Here is a 19,191-nt window from a genome sequence, read left to right on the forward strand (position 1 = left end):
GGCACAGAAGCCTCTCAAGGGTGGCAGAACGCAGAAAACAGGACAAGGAAACATGGTATAATATAGACAACAAATAAGTTGCTTGCCGGATCAAGTTACAACGTTCTGCTGAGATTTGGCCAATCTGGACCGGCGGGAGGAGGGAAGGGCATGGAACGGCTGACCTTGCGGACGGTTGGGCCTGCGGACAGTGCGTTTTTGCAGTATGTTCCCGGCAATTTCCGCCCTCTGCTGGAGCAGGAAGAGACGGTGTGCGTGGGAGCGGTGTTTGACGGCCGGGCCTGCGGCGCCGCTCTGGCCCAGTGGGACCGCGGCGATTACTACCTCCGGTACATCTTTGTAGACCCGGAAGCCCGGCTGTGCGGCCTGGGGACCTACCTCCTCCGGGGGCTGCTGGGGCAGATCCGGGTCCGGGGCAGCGAACAGGTGCGGGCGGTTTACTCCCACAGCATGCTGGAAGACGGACGGCAGACCCTGGGCATTCTGGAGCGGGCAGGTTTCTCCCGGCCGGAGCCCGTCTCCACCGGCTTTGCCACACGGCTGGGGGATATCCCCGATGTGAATGTGTCTTCCGTTCCAGGCCTGGAGGTATACAGTGTCCAGGAGGCCCCCGGGCCGGTGGGGGAGGCCTATCAGAAGCTGCTGTGGAAGGGGGAACTGCCCGGCTTTGCCCACATGGAGGAGTTGGAGCGGCCCTGGCCGGAGCTGAGCAGCTTCTGTACGGTGGATGGGAAGCTGTCCGGCGTATTTCTCATCGACCGAAAAGGCGAGGGGTGCCATCTGGCGGGTCTGTATGTGCTGCCGGAGTTTCGGGGCGGACGTACCACAGCGGCCCTGCTTGCCCGCAGCATCCGGGCGGCCAAAGCCATTCTTCCGCCGGAGACGGAGGTATGGACCTCCGCCATCGACCGCAATGCCTTTTCTTTGTGCGAGAAGCTGCTGCGTTTGGGCAGCCAGTCCACGAAAGAGACGGAATTTTGTTCTGTCTACCATTTCTGAGAAGGGGGACGTGTCAGATGCAGACCTATATGACAAAACGCAAGGCCCCGGATCGGGCCGTTCCGCCCGTCCAGGAGGCGGCGCCCTCCCGGAGCGAGATGCTTCACCTGTCCGGCGCCGGAGCGCCTCAGCCCATGTCCCCCCAGCTGCGGGAGAAGTTTGAGCCGGGTTTCGGCGCGGACTTTTCCAATATCCGCATCAGCCGGGGGCATATCCCGGAGGAGATGGGGGTCCAGGCGGTGGCCCAGGGCACCGATATCCTGCTGGATGAGCGCGCCGGCATGGATGTGCTGGGCCATGAGCTGGCCCATGTGGTCCAGCAGGCCCAGGGCCGGGTGGCAGGCGGCTTCCCGGTGGTGGAGAATGCCGCCCTGGAGCACGAGGCCGACGTGATGGGCCAGCGTGTGTCCTCCGGCCTTACCGCCCAGGCGGGGCCCCAGAACGGCTTCGGCGGAGAGATGATGTCCATTTCTCCCATGTCCGCCGCCTCTGCCCCCGCTCAGTGCAAGTCCGGCAAGAGCAAAGAGGAAAAGAAAAAGGACAAGATGCAGATCAGCAATCCCACGGCGGTGCAGCCGGGTACGGCGGGGTATCACAACAGCATGCTGAACCGTACGGCGGCGCAGAAGGGTTCCGCGCTTGGGACCACGACACACAATGTGGCCATCTCTCAGATGCTGGACAGCATGCATGATCCGGCCTATATGCAAAGAGTGGCGGCCCATACCGGCAGTTCTTCAGAAGAGATCCGGACGGATATGGGGAAACTGGTGGGTGCGGACTATGCCAAGGGAGTCCTGGCTTCCGACAATCCCAATCTGGACATAAGCAACCGCGACGCCGGCATGTTCCGCGTCAATCAGATGCATCACCAAAATCTGTCGTCCTTCCTGAAGGGGGAGCTGAAACAGGCCGGAGACCAGGCGGTGGCCGCAGCCAAAGGAAGCACCGTGAGCCAACAGGAGGTAGACGGTAAGACCGAATTCCAGCTGGCACCCGGATTGGTGGATGCCCAGTTCCAGGCAATGTCCGACCATGCCTTGCGGTCGGCCCCCACCGTGGCAGCGGTGGACTCGTTTTTTGGAGGTATGCGTAAGGGCGGTTCGGATATGAGTGATGAACATCTGGAAAGCATGGTCACCAACGAGGTGTTCCTGCGGGGTCTGAATCCTTTGCTGATCGAACCAACGTCACAAAGCTCTCCGGAGGAAGCCCAAAAGCTCAAGATCATGTCTGCCGGGCTGCAGAAGAAATTGAAGGGAAATCATGTGAATCTCTTCCCGGGGCGCATGTCGGAGGCGGCGCCCCGCAGGCCGGACGGGACCCGGGTGCCCCAGCGGGGGCCGGCAGTGGATGCCAAACGGGCCGAACGGGCGGCCAAAGCGGCTGATGGTTCGGCGCCCTCTACCGTCGGCATGCGGGAGATGTTCAATGAGAGCAGGGCCGCCGCAGAGGCGCGGCAGCCCGAGTATGAGGGACTGACACGAATCTTCAAGGACCCCAGGCCCGCGGAAGCGCCACCGAACTATACTGGCATGAAGCGGATGTTCGACCCGGAGAAGGCGGCCTACGAAGCGCAGATGCCCGGCTATGAGGGCGTGAAGAGGATCTTCACGGAGCCTAAAACACCCGCCCAGGACGCGGAGACCACCTTTGAAGATATGCAATGCTTCTTTAACCCCGCCATAGGCCCCCGGCGGGAGGCTCAGGCCGCTTACCGGGATGTGGAGAACCAGACCTTCTCGGGCAGTATGCGAAGCATCTTTGATGAGGATGCCGCAGAGCTGGAAGAGTTGATGCCCCGAGCCCCCGGCGCATCTGGAGGAGACGATATTTACAGCGGGCTGGGCATTCATGATGATCTGGAGGACGAGGAAGCAAAGGATATGCTCCCTGGGGTGGGCAATGTGTCCGGAGCGCCGCAGCAGGCGTTCCTCGACCCGTCCTATATGAGGCTCCTGGACAGTGGGCCAATGGGGCCCATCATCGGGGATGAGGATGTGGACATGAGCGTTACAAGCCCCCCCAAGAAAAAATCCTGGTGGAAGTTCTGGAAGTGACAGACGATCAGAAAGAGAATACGGAATGCCAGTAAAAAAAGCAGACACCCACAGGGTGTCTGCTTTTTTGATGCAAAAGACCGCCGGAATGGCTCAAAGCCGGGCCAGAACGTCATCCAGCTCCAGCGTGGTGGTACCGTCCTCCAGAATGAAGCAGGGGATGCCGATGGAGCCGTTTGCCTTGGGGCCCTCAAAGAGCGGGCTGCTGTCCCGCAGGGCCAGATAGGTCTTTAGATCTGCCAGGCAGGCGGACAGATTTTTGAACTCGATCTCCACCTTCCGGGCGGCAAGTTCATTGATGGCGTAGAGGGTGTCGGGGCAGAGATGACTGCCGATCAGTGTGACTTTCATATGCTACCTCGCTTAAAGATTATTTTTCCGCAATGGCCTCGATCTCGCACAGCGCGCCCTTGGGCAGGTCCTTGACCGCCACGCAGCTGCGGGCGGGCTTGGACACGAAGTACTGAGCATAGACCTCGTTAAAGGCGGCAAAGTCCTCCATGTTGGCCAGGAAGCAGGTGGTCTTGACCACCCGGTCAAAGCCCACGCCGGCAGCCTCCAGGATGGCGCCCACATTCTTGCAGCTCATCTCGGCCTGAGCACTGATCCCCTCGGGCATGGTGCCGGTGGCGGGGTCCACAGGAAGCTGGCCGGAAGTAATGACCTGGGAAGCGGTCTCGTAGCCCTGAGAGTAGGGGCCGATGGCGCCGGGGGCGCGGTCGGTAACAATGATCTTCATAAAAATACCTCCAGAGAATCGTTTGTGTGATCAGCCGCATTCCGGGGAGGGAATGCTTCTGTCTAAGATATAGGATAGGGGGTGTTCTGTCAAGTGCTGCTGCGGGCCTTCTTCAGCCAGTCCTTGCCCTCCACGATGCGGGCTACCATCATGGAAGCAATGGTGTCGCCGGAGGCGTTCAGGCAGGTGGCGGCGGGGTCGAAGAGGAAGCCCAGGGTGGCGATGAGGGGGAAGGCCTCGGCGGGGAAGCCGAACATGCTGACGATGAGCATCTCGCCCACCAGGCCGCCGCCGGGAGCACCGGAGAGCACGAAGGCGGAGAGAATGGCCACCAGAATGGCCATAGCGTAGGTTCCAACGCCGGTGAAGGGCATCTGGAACACACCGAAGAGGAAGGCGATCTTGGTGATGGAGCTGAGGACGGAGCCGTCCATGTGCATGGTGCAGCCCATGGGCAGCACGATGTCGCTGATATCCTCGGGAACGCCGATCTTGGCGCAGGCTTCCTTATTGACAGGCAGGGTGGCGGCGGAGCTCTGGGTGGCAAAGGCGGTAACGGCTGGGGTGAGGATGTGCTTGACCATCCGCTTGACGCCCTGGGTACCGCCGGCGAAGAAGGCGTAGAGGGGGAAGAAGATCACCACATAGAGCAGGCAGAGAGGATAGTATACCACCATGGACCGGCCGTAGTCGCCGATGATCTCGGGGCCGTACTCAGCCACCAGGTTGGCGAAATAGGCGCCCAGGCCGATGGGGGCGATGATCATGATGACGCTGACGAACTTCATGATGATGCTGTTGAGGTTGTTGAGCAGCTTGCCCATGGGGCTGTCCTCGCCGCCGCAGGCCGCTACGCAGAAGCCGAAAATGATGGCAAAGATGATCAGGGGCAGCATGTTGCTCTTGCTCAGCAGCTTGGAGAAATCATCCACCGTCAGGGCGCCTACAATCATGTCGCTGGCGCTCTGCATCTCACCCATTTCGGTGGTGGTCATAGCGATGCTGGTGCCGGCAGAGGGGCTGAACAGGTTGACCCAGAGCAGAACGCAGATGCCGGCCACTGCGCCGGTAATGAGGAAGCAGCCGATGGTGCCTCCCAGGATCTTACCCAGCCGCTTCATATTGGCCATGCCGCCCACTGCGGAGGCGATGGAGATGAACACCAGAGGTACCACAATGGTGAACATCAGGTTGAGAAAGATCTGGCCAATAGGCTTCAGACCCTGACCCAGCGTCGGGTTCACCACGCCGATGATGGAGCCGATGGCGATGCCCGCCAGCAGCAGGATGGGCAGGCGGTATTGCTGCCACAGGGACTGCTTTTTTTAAACAGTAGACATAACACGATCTCCTTTTCTCTATTTCAGTAGGACGTTTTGGAAGAGGGGAGGGTTACAGTGCGTTGACAGCGCGCTCCAGCTGGCCCAGGGCCTGCTCCAGTACGCTGCGGGGGCAGGCGGCGTTGAGCCGCATGAAGCCGTCCAGGCTGCGGCAGAAGGAGCAGCCGTCGTTGAGGCCCAGGCCGGCCTTGTGGATCATGAAGTCGTGAAGGGCGTCGTTATCCAGCCCCAGCTCCCGGCAGTCCAGCCACATCAGGTAGGTGGCGTCGGGGGCATAGGTCTTGATCTTGGGGATGCGGGTCTTGCAGTAGTCCACCACATAGTCAAAATTGGCGGACAGATAAGGGAGCAGCTGCTCCAGCCACTCTTCACCGTGGTTGAAAGCGGCCTCCATGGCGGTGAGGGAGAAGGCGTTGTTGCGGTGGATGTCCATGTTCATCCAATAGCGGTCAAAGACCTCCTTCATGTGGGCGTTGGGGAAGACCACGGTGGAGGCCTGGAGACCCGCCAGATTGAAGGTCTTGGTGCCCGAGATGCCGGTCACCACATACTGAGCGATTTCCGGGGAGAGGGTGGCCACCGGGGTGTGCCGCTTGCCGTGGAAGATGAGGTCGGAGTGGATCTCATCGGAGAAAAGGACCACATGATGCTTCATGCACAGCTCCGCCATCCGGCGCAGCTCCTCCGGAGTCCACACGATACCCAGAGGATTATGGGGATTGCACAGCAGAAACAGGTCGGCCTGGGTGAGCTTTTCCTCAAAATCCGCCCAGTCCATCTCCCATTTGCCGTCCCGCTCCACAAACTGGTTCTCCAGCACCTTCCGGTTCCAGGCCTCCGTCATATCGTAGAACTCGGAGTACACCGGGGTCTGGATAAGCACGCTGCCCCCCTCGGGCGTGAAGAGCTTGACCATGGCGCTGATGGACTGGACCACACCCAGGCTGTAGCTCATGAGGGCGGGGTCGATCTCCCAGTTGTTGCGGCGCTTCTGCCAGCCCCGTACCGCCTCAAAGTAGCTGGCCGGGCGGCTGGTGTAGCCCCAGATGCCCTCCTGAGCCCGCGCAGTCAGGGCGTCGATCACAGGCTGGGCGGTTTTGAAGTCCATGTCGGCAATCCACAGGGGGATCACCTGGTCAGTGCCGAATTTTTTGATCCGCTCGTCATATTTGGCCGCGCAGTTGCCGCTGCGATCCACGACGACGTCAAAGTTGTACTTCATATGCACATACCATCCTTTCCGTTTGGCTTGCTTTTGTATTGCCTCTCAACGCCCCTGTTTAAAAGCAAGCGCCATGCCTGATTGGCCTGCACATGGTATATTTTCTTTCATAAAGCCGTATTTTGTTTATATTATCTAAGTTTTAGAGATTCTATTTATGCAAGAACTCCATTGGAACCCGGTATGATCTGCCGGGCTCCAATGGAGTTCTTTTTTAAAATGGTTATAGGGCGACCTATTTTATAAAATGGTTACCCCAAAAACCTGTTTTTGATTATTCAGATGTGTGGGACAGCTTCTGGGCCAGAAGCCGCCCGTTGGAGGTCAGGCCGGTTCCGCCCCGGCCCCGGGTCACATGGACCAGGCCCTGCTGATCCAGACTCTGGAGGATGCGGCGGATTTCCTGCTGGGAGCAGGATAGTCCGGACTCTTTGGCCGCCTTCAACAGGCTCTCCCGTCCTGCGTTGGAGCCGCTCTGATCGGCCTGGTAGAGCTGGAGGAGCACAAATTCCTGATCCTCCGGGGGATACTCTTTTAAATAGGTAAGGCCGGGCAGAGACGGGGCGGAGGAAGTGGCGCGGCTGCTGTCGGCCACAGGGAGGTAGTGGAACGTGGGAGGCAGGTCCTGGGGCGTGATGACCGGGCTGCCCACATAGCTGAAGTACTCCACCACATTGCGCAGCTCACGGATGTTGCCCCGCCACTGGTGGGTGAGCAGAAGCTGCCTGACCTCGGGGGAGAGGGTGAAGGAAGCCCCGCTGTCGCTGCGGAACTGGTCGATGAGCGTCAGCAGATCCTGACCCCGCTCCCGCAGAGGCGGGATCAGGACGGGAAGGGTGTTCAGGCGGTAGTAGAGGTCCCGGCGGAAGCTGCCCTCCTCCACCCGCTGTTCCAGATCTTCGTTGGTGGCGGCCACAATACGTACATCCACGGAGATGATACGGTTGCCTCCCACACGCATGATTTCCCGCTCCTGGAGGACCCGCAGCAGCTTGCACTGGAGGGCGGTGCTCATGCCCTCCACCTCATCCAGAAACAGGGTGCCCTTGTGGGCGAATTCAAACAGGCCGGGCTTACCGCCCTTGCGGGCGCCGGTAAAGGCACCCTCCTCGTAGCCGAACAGCTCACTCTCCAGCAGGTTTTCCGGCATGGCGGCACAGTTGATGGCCACAAAGGGGCTGGAGGAGCGGGGAGAGGCGTTGTGGATGGAATGGGCAAACAGCTCCTTGCCGGTGCCGGTCTCGCCGATGAGCAGGATGGGCAGCTGGGTCTGGGACATCTTCTTCAGCATGGTCATGCAGCGCATCAGGGCGGGAGAATTGCCCCGCACGTCGGCAAAGGTGTACTTGGCACGGTGCCCCTTGTGGAGCAGCTGGGTGCGCAGCTCGTTCTGCCGATTTTCCGCGTCGGAGAAGCGCTGCACCGTGGCGAAGGCACCGATGCAGCTGCCGCTGCGCAGCACGGGGGCCACCGTCACATTCATGTTCACTCCGCCCACGTTGACCACCCGGGCGGGCTGGGCCCGCTCCTCTTTCAGACAGGTCTCGAAGGGAATGAAGGGATAGATCTGGTTGGCGGGCTGCTGGAGGGCGTCCATACGGGGGATGCCGGTGAGCTCCTCCATCTTTCGGTTGCAGGCAAATACTTCTCCGTGCTCGTTGACGCCCACCAGGCCCTCGTCCAGGATCTCCATCAGCATATCGAACTGACTCTCCAGCCGCAGTCCCCGGGAGAAGATCCGGTCAAAGCTGTAGGTGTTGGTGGCTACACTCTCCTGATATTGCTTGAAGGCCTCCGACTCCAGCAAATCCTCAAAGCCCAGCCGCAGGGCGGCTTCAATCATGGTGGAGCTGGTGCACACCCGCTGGCCGATGTCGATGATTTCCCGGGCCCCCTCCGGCACATAGCGGGACTCCATGGGGGTGATGACGTAGTCATACCGGGACATATCCGGCACCGGCGCGCCGGGGTGATACAGGTCCATTACCAGCTGGTTCACCCCCAGCTGATTGAGGCGGGTGACCGCCTCCCGGCACATTTTCTGGCTCAGGTTGACGAAAAGGGCCCGCTTGCCCGGGGGCAGAGCCTGGAGCTGACGGATCACCGACCAGCGGAAGGTCACCTGGACCTCCATCATCTCACCGTCGATGGGGACATACTGATGAAGGTCGCCCACCGTGTCAAAGGCGTCGGTGGAGATCATGTAAAGGGCATAGCGCCGGACCATATGGGTCACAGACTCGTCCCGCACGCTGTAGGCGTCCACCGATACCCGGTCCCCGAACAAGTCCCGGACCTGCTGGGCGTAAAATTGCCCGGCCAGCGTATCCAGGGAGATCACGGCGATCTCTTTCTTCATGGAAGGTCCCCCCTTTTTGACCAGTTAACCTGTTGTTTGACCAATTTAATAGTATAATGCCCCCAAAAAACCAATTCGTCAAGTCAAATTTTCCAGAAGCAGGCATAATAAATTTGAATTTTCCGGTTATGGGGGCTCCAAAGGATGCCAAATAAATTGGCATGGCGCTTGCTCATATACGGGGATGAAGAAAACGGTGACCAGTTTGGCAGGTCATCCATAAAAAGGAGAGGTCATTATGCAGTTGACAAAGGAAGAAATGCTCACGCTGCTCCGCCAGGAGGTGGTCCCCGCCCTGGGCTGCACCGAGCCTGTGTGCGTGGCCCTGTGTGCGGCGGATGCCTACCACGCCATCGGCGGCCAGGTGGTGTCCATCAAGATGGAGGTCAACCCCGGCATCTATAAAAACGGCATGTCGGTGGGTATCCCCGGCTTTAACCGGGTAGGCCTGAAATATGCCGCCGCCCTGGGCGCCTGCCTGGGCAATCCGGAGAAGGGCCTGCAGCTGCTGGAGGAGATCAACAGCATCGTCAGCAAGGAGGCCACCCGGCTGGTGGAGGACAAGCAGGTCATTGTCTCCATCGCCGAGGAGGAGACCCAGCTGTACGCCCATGCCGAGATCATCACCACCCGGGGCATCGGTATCAGCACCATCCGGGGCACCCACTCCAATATCGTCTACACCAGCGCCAACAATGAGGTGCTCTTTGAAAAGGAGTACAGCGTGGACAGCGAGGACGCCCTCCATGAGAAGCTGAAGTCCATGACGGTGGCCCAGATCCGGGAGCTGGTGGACAGCGCCAGCGAAGAGGAGCTGGCCTTCATGCTGGAGGGGGCGGAGATGAACGAGGCCCTGTCCGACTACGGTCTGGAGAATCGGCTGGGCATCGGCATTGCCGACACCCTGAAAAATCAGCTGGGCACCGATATTCTGGGCAGCAGCCTGATGACCAACACCATGGTGCGGGTGGCCTCCAGCGCCGAGGGCCGTATGTCCGGCTGCCCCTACGCGGTGATGAGCAGCGCGGGCAGCGGCAACCACGGCATCACCGCCATCATCCCTGTGGTGGAGCTGGCCAAGCACCTGGGAGCGAGCCGGGAGGCCACAGAAAAGGCCCTGGCCTTCTCCCATATGCTCAACGTCTACATCAAGCTCTTCACCGGCAAGCTGAGCGCCACCTGCGGCTGCGGCGTGTCCGCCGCCGCCGCTGCCAGCGCCGCCATGGTGTGGCTGCTGGGGGGCACCGACGCCCAGATCGGGGCCGCCATCATCAACATGAGCGGCAACCTCACCGGCATGATCTGTGACGGCGGCAAGATCGGCTGTGCCCTCAAGCTGGCCACCGCCACCAGCGCCGCTATCATGAGCGCCTATCTGGCGGTGGGCGGCGTGGTGGTCAGCGCCAGCGACGGTATCTGCGCGGCTACCCCGGAGCAGGCCATCCGGAACATGGGCCTGGTCAGCACCCCCGGCATGGTCCAGACCGATAAGACCATTCTAAGCATCATGATGGACAAGGATCAGAACGGCTGAGCCCAAAGGCGGCCCCCGCGGACAGCGGGGGCCGCCTTTGTCCATTGTGCCGGAGCGGTAAATATGCTATAATCTCACCACTGACCGGAAAGGAGGGATCCATATGCTCAAGCTGCTGCTGGGCCGGGCAGGCACCGGCAAGACCCACGCCATGCTCACAGCCATGGGACAGACGCCCCGGCCTCAGGTCCTGATCGTGCCGGAGCAGCACTCCCACGACATGGAGCGGCAGCTGTGCGCCATTGGCGGCAACGCAATTTCCCTCCACGCCGAGGTTCTCTCCTTCACCCGGCTGGCCAACCGGGTGTTTTCCGCCCACGGCGGCCTGGCGGCTCCCACTTTGGACGGGGGCGGCCGGCTGCTGCTGCTGTGTACCGCCCTCAAGTCGGTGGCCGACCAGCTGAAGGTGTACCAGCGGCCCTCCCGCAAGCCCGCCTTCCTCAGCAGCCTGCTGGCCACGGTGGACGAGCTGAAGAGCTGCTGCATCAGCCCGGAACAGCTGTGGACGGCAGGCAGCGAGACCGGCGGCGGGGAAGGGGACAAGCTTACCGACCTCTCCCTCATTTACGGCGCCTACGAGGCCATGACCGCCCAGCGGTGGGCCGATCCCCGGGACAAGCTGACCCGGCTGGCCCAGGTACTGGCAGAGACAGACTGGGCAGCGGGAAAGGATTTCTATGTGGACGCCTTCACCGATTTCACGCCCCAGGAGCGGCAGGTGCTCTCCGCCCTGCTGGACAAGGGGACCTCGGTGACGGTGGCCCTCACCTGTGACAAGCTGGAGGAGGACGAGGGGGGGACCGGTATCTTTTCGCCCGCCCGGCGCACCGCCCGGCAGCTGCTGCGGCTGGCCAAGGACCGGGGAGTGCCCGCCCAGGTGGAAGTGCTGACCGGAGACCGGACCGGCCGGAGCGCCGCCCTGGCCCACCTGGAGAGCCAGCTGTTTGCCGCCCGGCCCGCCCCTCTGGAGGAGGGCGGGGAGGAGATCACCCTCTTTACCGCCAACACCCCCTACTCCGAGGTGGAGTGGACGGCGGCGGAGATTTTACGCCTGGTGCGGGAGGAGGGCTTCCGCTTCCGGGACATCGCGGTGTGCGCCCGCAGCCTGGAGGGCTGCGGCCCAACCATCGAGACGGTATTCGCCCGCTACGGGATACCGGTCTTCCTCAGCCGCATGAGCGACATTCTGGAAAAGCCTATCCTCACCCTCATTACCGCCGCCCTGGACACCGTGTCCGGGGGTTACCGGTATGACGATCTGTTCCGCTGCCTGAAAACCGGCCTCACCGGTCTGAGTCAGGAGGATGTGGACCTGCTGGAGAACTATGCCCTCACCTGGAGCCTGGAGGGGAGCGCCTGGACGGGCAAGAAGGACTGGACCAACCATCCCAAGGGCTACGGCCGCAAATTCAGCGAGGAGGACACCGCCCTGCTGGCCCGGCTCAACGCCCTGCGGCGGCAGGTGACCGCCCCCCTGGAGGAGCTGCGCAGGCAGCCGGATAAGACGGGGAAGGGTCAGGCCATGGCCCTCTACCGCTTTCTGGAGGCCATGGAGGTGCCCGGGCAGCTGGCCCGGCGGACGGAGGAACTAAGGCAGCGGGATCAGGCCGCCCTGGCGGAGGAGTACGCCCAGCTGTGGGAGATCCTGTGCGGCGGCCTGGAGCAGTGCGCCCAGATCCTGGGGGACACCCCCATGGAGCTGGAGGAGTTTGCACGGCTCTTTTCCCTGGTGCTCTCCCAGTACGACGTGGGCGCCATCCCGGTGTCGTTGGACCGGGTGAATGCCGGGGAGATGCCCCGACTGGCCCACAAGGGCTATCGGGCGGTCTTCCTGCTGGGGGCGGACGACGGCGCCATCCCGGCGGTGGCCCCCTCGCCGGGGCTGCTCAGCGACGACGACCGCAGTCTGCTGGCCTCCTACGGCCTGGAGCCCGCCCCAAGGACGGGGGACAAGCTGTACCGGGAGATGACCATTGTCTATGAGACCTGCGCCCTGCCCCGGGAGAAATTTTATGTCTGCTGGTCGGCCGCCGGGGCCGAGGGGGAGGAGCATCGCCCCTCCTTCCTGAGCTCCCGGCTGAAGGCCATGTTCCCCCACCTGCGCCGGGTGGAGGAGGGGAGGCTGGACGGCTCCTTCCGTCTGGCGGCTCCCCGGCCCGCCCTGGAGCTGGCGGGGCGGTTTTCCCAGGCGGCATCTGCTCTCAATGCTTTGCCGGAGTATGCCCCCCTGGTGGAGCGGATGACCACCGCCGCCAGCCGGGAGCGGGGACGGCTGTCCCGCCCGGCGGTGGATGTGCTCTACGGACGGCGGGTGCCTATGTCGGCTTCCCGGATGGACAAGTACAAGGCCTGCCACTTCTCCTACTTCATGCAGTACGGCCTGAAGGCGGAGCCCCGGCGGGCCGCCGGGTTTCAGGCCCCCGAGTACGGCACCTTCATCCACGACGTGCTGGAGCACGTCTTAAAAGCCTGTAAGGACAGGGGCGGCGTGAAGGAGGTCTCCCCCCAGGAGCTGCGCACCCTCACCGATCAGGTCGTGGAGCGCTATGTGGCGGAGGAGCTGGGAGGACTGGAGCACGAGAACGCCCGGTTCCAATACCTGTTCCGCCGCCTGCGCAAATCGGTGTACGCCGTGGTGGAAAACGTGGCGGAGGAGCTGCGCGCCTCCCGGTTCCAGCCCATCTCCTTTGAGCTGGGCTTCGGCAGCGGCAAGGATCTGCCCCCGGTGGAGCTCAGCGTGGACGGGGTCACCGTCAGCATCTCCGGCTTTGTGGACCGGGTGGACGGCTGGGAGCACGACGGGCGGCTCTACCTGCGGATCGTAGACTACAAGACGGGACGCAAGTCTTTTGACTTGACAGATATTTGGCACGGTATGGGCCTTCAGATGCTGCTCTATCTTTTTACGCTGGAGCGTGAGGGAAAAGAGCTTTACAAGCAAGATGTGATAGGGGCTGGCGTCCTCTACCTGCCAGCCAGAGACGCGGTGGTGGCAGGGAGCCGGGCTATGAGCGACCAGGCCCGGCAGAAGAAGGTGGACGCCGAGCTGCGGCGCCGCGGCGTGGTGCTGGACGACCCCGCCGTGCTGGCCGCCATGGAGGACCCGGAGGAGGGGCCCGTCCGATTCCTGCCCGTCCGGGTGAACAAAAGCGGCCAGATCACCGGCGACGCACTGGTGTCCGCCGAGCGGCTGGGCAAGCTGTCCCGCCACACCGACCACGTCCTGCGGGAGATCGGCCAGGAGCTGGCGGCGGGCAATATCAACGCCGACCCCTTCTGGCGGGGCCCGGAGCAGAACGCCTGCCAGTGGTGCGACTATGCCGCCGCCTGCCACTTTGAGGAGGGCAGAGGGAGCGACAAAAAGCGGTGGCTGCCCACCGTCAAAGGCGAGGACTTCTGGGCGGCTGTGGAGCAGGAGAAGGACTGAACTCCCCCTCAGGTATTTCCCGGACAATTAGCTGTTTGAATCCCATGGGAAAAAGATAAAATCCAGGTAAGGATCAAAGAAAGGAATTACAACCACATGGCGTTTTTTGGAAGCTTTTTAAGCAATACCAGCAACTTCCTCTACACCTATATCCTCATCGCCCTGCTCATCTTCGCGGGGCTCTACTTCACCATCCGGACCAAGGGGGTGCAGTTTCGCCTGTTCCCGGAGGCCATCCGGGTGCTGGGGGAGCGGAAGAAGGACGGCAAGGATATCTCCTCCTTCCAGGCCCTGATGATCTCCACCGCCTCCCGGGTGGGTACCGGCAACATCGCCGGCGTGGCCAACGCCATCATTGCCGCCACCGTCATCGGCGGCTACGGCGCGGTATTCTGGATGTGGCTGCTGGCCCTCATCGGCGCCGCCTCCGCCTTCATTGAGAGCACCCTGGCCCAGTGCTACAAGGAGAAGCACGGGGAGAACTGGGTGGGCGGCCCAGCCTACTATATTCAGAAGGCCCTGGGCAGCCGTTTCTTCGGCGTGGTGTTTGCCGTGCTGCTCATTGCCTGCTTTGCCTACGGCTTCAACGCCCTCCAGGCCTACAACGCCGGCTCTGCCCTCCAGTACTATCTGCCTAACTATGCCACCAGCATCTGGCCCGCCGTGGTGGGCGCGGTGCTGGCCATCCTTACCGGGGTGTGCATCTTCGGCGGCGTGCGGCGCATCAGCGCCATCACCTCCGGCATCGTGCCGGTCATGGCCGCCATCTATATCGCCCTTGGCCTGTTCATCACCGTCAAGAACATTGGCCAGGTGCCCCACATGATCTCCCTCATTTTTTCCCAGGCCTTCGACCCCAAGGCCATGTTTGCCGGCATCGGCGCCTCCTGCATCATGCAGGGTATCAAGCGGGGCCTCTACTCCAACGAGGCGGGCATGGGTTCCGCCCCCAACGCGGCGGCCGCCGCCGACGTGTCCCACCCGGTGAAGCAGGGCCTGGTACAGATGCTCTCTGTGTTCATCGACACCATTCTCATCTGCTCCACCACCGCTTTCATGCTGCTGCTGTCCGGCGTGCCCATCGACGCCTACAGCGAGGGCATGAACTTCGTCCAGGCGGCGGTCCATGCCCAGGTGGGCCCCTTTGGCCCCATCTTTATCACCGTGTCCATCTTCCTCTTTGCCTTCAGCTCTCTGGTGGGCAATTACTACTATACTGAGTCCAACTTCCGGTTCATCCGGGACTCCAAGGTGGGCCTGCTGATCTTCCGGCTGACCTGCGTGGCGGCCATCTTCATCGGGGCCCAGATGAGCTTCTCCATGGTGTGGGATCTGGCCGACGTGCTCATGGGCCTGATGGCCCTGGTGAATCTGGTGGCTATCCTGCTGCTGGGGGGCAAGGCCCTGAAGGTGCTCAAGGACTATGTGGACCAGAAGAAGGCGGGCAAGAACCCGGTGTACCGCTACGAGGAAGTGGGCATCGGCGATCCCGAGATCTGGGACGAGGCCCACGCCCGCAAGTGGGAGGGCAGATAATCGGTCGATCAAATCCGGCCCCATAGAAAGGAGGAAACCAGATGGCCTTTTCCTTGACAGAAGAACAACAGGCGGCGGTGGACAACCGGGGGGGCGGCCTTCTGGTGTCCGCTGCGGCGGGCTCCGGCAAGACCCGGGTGCTGGTGGAGCGTCTGCTGGCCCGGGTGGAGGAGGGGGCCGACGTGGACCGCTTCCTGGTCATCACCTACACCAAGGCCGCCGCCGCCGAGCTGCGGGGCCGTATCGTGGAGGAGATCTCCGACCGGATGGCTCTGCGGCCCGCCGACAGCCATCTGCGCCGTCAGGCCACCCTGGTGTACAAGGCGGGCATCTCCACCGTCCACGCCTTCTGCGCCCAGCTGCTGCGGGAGTGCGGCCACCTGCTGGACATCGACCCGGATTTCCGCCTGTGCGACGAGGGGGAGGCGGGCATCCTGATGCTCCGCGCCCTCAACGATGTGCTGGACAAGCGCTATGAGGACATCCAGCCGGACAGCGATTTTGCCCGGCTGGTGGACACCATGTCCGCCGGACGGGACGACCAGCGCCTGGTGCAGATCGTACTGGATATCCGGGGGAGGGTCCAGGCCCACCCCGATCCCGCTGCCTGGCTGGCCGGGCAGGAGCGCACCTTTGCTCTGGAGGGGGTGACCGATCCGGTCCAGACCCCCTGGGGGGCGCTGCTGCTGGCCGATGCCGCCGGGCAGGCGGCTTACTGGCGGCGGCGGATGGAGGAGGCCCGGGACCTGTGTGAGCGGGACGCCAACCTGCTGGCCAACTACGGCGACAGCGTGGCCGAGACTGCCAGAGCCCTGGGGGAATTTGAGAAAGCGGCGGGCCGGGGCTGGGAGGAAGCCCGGGCCCTGCTGCCCATCCCCTTCCCCACCGTGGGGCGGAAAAAGATGGTGGACGACCCTGCCGCTGTGGAGCGGGTGAAGGCCATCCGCACCGCCTGCAAAAAGCGGCTGGAGAAGCTGGAGGACTGGTTTGCCGACAGCGGGGAGGACCTGCTGGCCGATCTGCGGACGGTCTATCCTGCCATGCGGGGGCTGTTTGCCCTGGTGCGGGACTTTGAAGCGGCCTACGCCACTGAAAAAGCCCGGCGAGGTTTCTTGGACTTCTCCGACCTGGAGCACATGGCGGTCAAATTGCTGGTGGGGGAGGACGGCCGGCCCACCGAACTGGCCCGCCAGTGGAGTACCCGGTACGACGAGATCATGGTGGATGAGTACCAGGACACCAACGAGGTACAGAATGCCATTTTCTCCGCCCTGTCCAGGGACGGCACCAACCTCTTCATGGTGGGCGATGTGAAGCAGTCCATCTACCGGTTCCGACTGGCCGATCCCACCATCTTCCTGGGCAAATACCGTACCTTCAAGCCTTACACCGAGGCGATGGAGGGGGAGGAGCGGCGGGTCATCCTGTCCCGCAACTTCCGCTCCCGGCCGGAGGTGCTGGAGGGGAGCAACTACCTGTTCCGGGCCATCATGTCGGTGCCTTTTGGTGAGATGGAATATTCCGACGACCAGGCCCTCTACCCCGGGGCTCCCTTTGAACCGGACCCCACCTACTGCGTGGAACTGGACGCCCTGGATGGGGATATGGACGGGGAGGAGGGGGCGGAAAAGGTGAGCCGGGACCTGCTGGAGGCCCGGTTTGCCGCCCGCCGCATCGGGGAGCTGCTGGATGAACACTTCCCTGTCTCTGACGGGCAGGGGGGCACCCGGCCGGTGCGGCCCTCTGACATTGTGATTTTGCTTCGCTCCCCCAATACGGTGCTGCGCCACTATGCCCGGGCCCTGGGCGAGCGGGACATTTTGTGGGAGGCCGAGGGAGGCGGGGACTTCTTCGGTTCCACCGAGATCTCGGTGGCCCTGTCCCTGCTCCAGATCGTAGACAACCCCCGGCAGGACGTGGCCCTCATTTCGGTGCTGCGCTCCCCGGTGTACGGCTTCTCCGCCGACCGGCTGGCCCAGATTCGGGCTGCTAGCCCGGACACCGATTTTTACGCCGCCCTGGCCGCAGACGACAGGGAGGACAGCCGCGCCTTTCTGGCCGAGCTGGACGACCTGCGGTTCGGCGCGGGGGATATGAGCAGCCACCAGCTGCTGTGGCACATCTACGACCGCACCAATCTGCTGGGCATCTTCGGCGCCATGGGGGAGGGGGAGACCCGGCAGGGCAACCTGCTGGCCCTGGCGGAATTGGCCCGGCAGTTCGAGGGGGCGGGCCACAAGGGCCTGTTCCGCTTCCTCACCTACCTGACCCGGCTGCGGGAGAATGGGGCCAAGCTGGCTCCGCCCACGGCGGGCCGTACCGGCGGTGGGGTGCGCATCATGAGCATCCACAAGTCCAAAGGCCTGGAGTTCCCGGTGGTACTGCTGTGTGGGCTGGCCCGCCGGCTTAACCGGGAGGATATGAGCCGTCCCATCCTCTTCCACCCCAAGCTGGGGGTGGGCCCCAAGGGGCTGGATATGGACCGTGGCATCGAGTATCCCACTCTGGCCCGGATGGCGGTGGCCCGGCAGCTGGAGCGGGAGATGATGGCGGAGGAGCTGCGGCTGCTGTATGTGGCCATGACCCGGGCCAAGGAGAAGCTGATTTTGTCGGTGGCCCTCACCGGCGGCGGAAAGGACCTGGAGAAGCTGGCGGGGGACAGCGGGTATCCGGTGGACCCCCAGGTGCTGCTGGGCTGCCAGAGCGTGGGCCAGTGGGTGCTGCTGGCCGCCCTGTGCCGCCCCGACGGGGGAGCCCTCCGCCGGGCGGCGGGCCAGGAGGTGGCGATTCCGGACGCTCCCTTCGGCCCGGACTGGGAGATCCAGTTTGTGGATGGCACACCGCTGACGCAGGCGCCGCCACGGCACTGGACAGCTCCCGCCCAGGCGGCGGATGAGGTGCAAGGGGAGGATGGCCGGGCGTTGACCGATCTGCTGCGCTGGACCTATCCTCATGGGGCGGAGGTGACCATTCCCTCCAAGCTCACTGCTACCCAGCTAAAGGGACGGGGACTGGATGAAGAGGCGGCGGAGGAGGCCCCGCGGCCCGCCCGGCCTCTCAGCTTCGGCAGACCCCGGTTTGCCGCCGAGGAGATGGGGCTTACCGCCGCCCAGCGGGGCACCGCCCTCCATCAGGTGCTGCAATACATTGACTTTGAAAAGGCTGAGACGGTGGAAGGGGTACAGGCCGAGATTGACCGGCTGGTGGCGGAGCAGTACATCACCCCCCAGCAGGGGGAGGCTGCCGACCCGGCCCCCATCGCCGCCTTCTTCCAGTCGGACCTGGGCCAGGCGCTTTTGTCCTCGGTCTCCCTGCGGCGGGAGTTCAAGTTCTCCATCCTGGAGCCTGCCAGCCGCTACTACCCCCAGGCGGGGGAGGGGGAGCAGGTACTCTTCCAGGGCGTGGTGGACTGCTGCTATGAGACCCTGGAGGGCATCACGGTGGTGGACTTCAAGACCGACCGGGTGACCAAACGCACCGTGGCGGAGCGGGCGGAGCACTACCGGCCCCAGCTGGAGGGTTACAGCCGTGCCCTGGAGGAGATCACCGGGAAACAGGTGATCCGCCGGGTATTGTGGTTCTTTGCCCTGAATCAGGGGATCGACCTGTAGGAATTTGAAAATTTCTGAAAAAAACTGTTGCAATCCACCAGCCGTTGTGCTATCATATTCTAGCGTTTATAAGGCGTGGAGGTTTGCTGCGCCGCTTCATCCGGAACGAGAAAGAGGTGAACACATCATGAAGGAAGGCATCCATCCCAACTACGAGCAGACTACCATCAAGTGTGCCTGCGGTAACGTGATCGAGACTGGTTCTACCAAGAAGGACATCCGCGTGGAAGTTTGTTCCAAGTGTCACCCCTTCTTCACTGGTAAGCAGAAGATGGTGGATACTGGCGGACGTGTCAGCCGCTTCAACAAGAAGTTCGGCCTGGACAAGAAGTAAGTTCGTCTCTGAGGGCTCGTACCGGTTTCG

The 19,191-nt window shown here is 62.7% G+C and carries 12 protein-coding genes; 7 read left to right on the plus strand and 5 right to left on the minus strand.

Translation table 11 applies throughout. The features are described from left to right. Positions 1–150 precede the first annotated feature (150 nt). Together B5G34_RS08605 and B5G34_RS08610 are read left to right on the plus strand one after the other, a co-directional pair. Positions 151–999, plus strand: a complete 849-nt coding sequence (locus tag B5G34_RS08605) for a GNAT family N-acetyltransferase (protein WP_087336118.1) — start codon at positions 151–153, stop codon at positions 997–999. A gap of 17 nt (positions 1,000–1,016) precedes the next feature. Next, positions 1,017–3,059, plus strand: a complete 2,043-nt coding sequence (locus B5G34_RS08610; RefSeq protein WP_204245929.1) for a DUF4157 domain-containing protein — start codon at positions 1,017–1,019, stop codon at positions 3,057–3,059. A gap of 93 nt (positions 3,060–3,152) precedes the next feature. On the opposite strand, the gene B5G34_RS08615 is transcribed toward B5G34_RS08610, so the two are convergent. The 5 genes from B5G34_RS08615 to B5G34_RS08635 form a co-directional block, all read right to left on the minus strand. After that, positions 3,153–3,410 (minus strand): glutaredoxin, encoded by a 258-nt coding sequence (locus B5G34_RS08615; protein ID WP_087336123.1) that lies wholly within the window; start codon positions 3,408–3,410, stop codon positions 3,153–3,155. Between the two features lie 19 nt (positions 3,411–3,429). After that, positions 3,430–3,798 carry a RidA family protein gene (locus B5G34_RS08620; protein ID WP_087336125.1) on the minus strand — a complete coding sequence of 123 codons (369 nt, stop codon included), beginning with the start codon at positions 3,796–3,798 and terminating at the stop codon, positions 3,430–3,432. A gap of 89 nt (positions 3,799–3,887) precedes the next feature. Beyond that, a complete protein-coding gene (locus B5G34_RS08625) occupies positions 3,888–5,111 on the minus strand; it encodes a dicarboxylate/amino acid:cation symporter (RefSeq protein WP_087336127.1) in 1,224 nt (407 codons plus the stop codon). A 79-nt stretch (positions 5,112–5,190) separates the two neighbouring features. Continuing rightward, positions 5,191–6,360, minus strand: a complete 1,170-nt coding sequence (locus B5G34_RS08630; protein WP_087336129.1) for a PatB family C-S lyase — start codon at positions 6,358–6,360, stop codon at positions 5,191–5,193. A gap of 274 nt (positions 6,361–6,634) precedes the next feature. Continuing rightward, entirely contained in the window at positions 6,635–8,719 is a 2,085-nt protein-coding gene (locus B5G34_RS08635; protein WP_087336131.1) for a sigma 54-interacting transcriptional regulator, read from the minus strand. A gap of 238 nt (positions 8,720–8,957) precedes the next feature. On the opposite strand from B5G34_RS08635, the gene B5G34_RS08640 reads away from it, so the two are divergent. The 5 genes from B5G34_RS08640 to rpmE all read left to right on the plus strand — a co-directional run bounded on the left by B5G34_RS08640 (position 8,958) and on the right by rpmE (position 19,161). Beyond that, on the plus strand, positions 8,958–10,253 hold the full coding sequence (locus B5G34_RS08640; RefSeq protein ID WP_087336132.1) for an L-serine ammonia-lyase, iron-sulfur-dependent, subunit alpha: 1,296 nt from the start codon (positions 8,958–8,960) through the stop codon (positions 10,251–10,253). 103 nt (positions 10,254–10,356) lie between these two features. Next, positions 10,357–13,680, plus strand: a complete 3,324-nt coding sequence (locus B5G34_RS08645; RefSeq protein ID WP_087336135.1) for a PD-(D/E)XK nuclease family protein — start codon at positions 10,357–10,359, stop codon at positions 13,678–13,680. A gap of 96 nt (positions 13,681–13,776) precedes the next feature. Then, on the plus strand, positions 13,777–15,216 hold the full coding sequence (locus B5G34_RS08650) for an alanine/glycine:cation symporter family protein (RefSeq protein WP_087336137.1): 1,440 nt from the start codon (positions 13,777–13,779) through the stop codon (positions 15,214–15,216). Positions 15,217–15,257: 41 nt separating this feature from the next. Beyond that, positions 15,258–18,827: a helicase-exonuclease AddAB subunit AddA gene (addA, locus tag B5G34_RS08655; RefSeq protein WP_087336139.1), complete on the plus strand. Its 3,570-nt coding sequence runs from the start codon at positions 15,258–15,260 to the stop codon at positions 18,825–18,827. A gap of 127 nt (positions 18,828–18,954) precedes the next feature. Next, complete coding sequence (gene rpmE / locus B5G34_RS08660; RefSeq protein ID WP_007489589.1) at positions 18,955–19,161, plus strand: 50S ribosomal protein L31; 207 nt, start codon at positions 18,955–18,957, stop codon at positions 19,159–19,161. Positions 19,162–19,191 lie beyond the last annotated feature (30 nt).

It is taken from the genome of Flavonifractor sp. An82, assembly GCF_002159265.1.
Lineage (GTDB): Bacteria > Bacillota > Clostridia > Oscillospirales > Oscillospiraceae > Flavonifractor.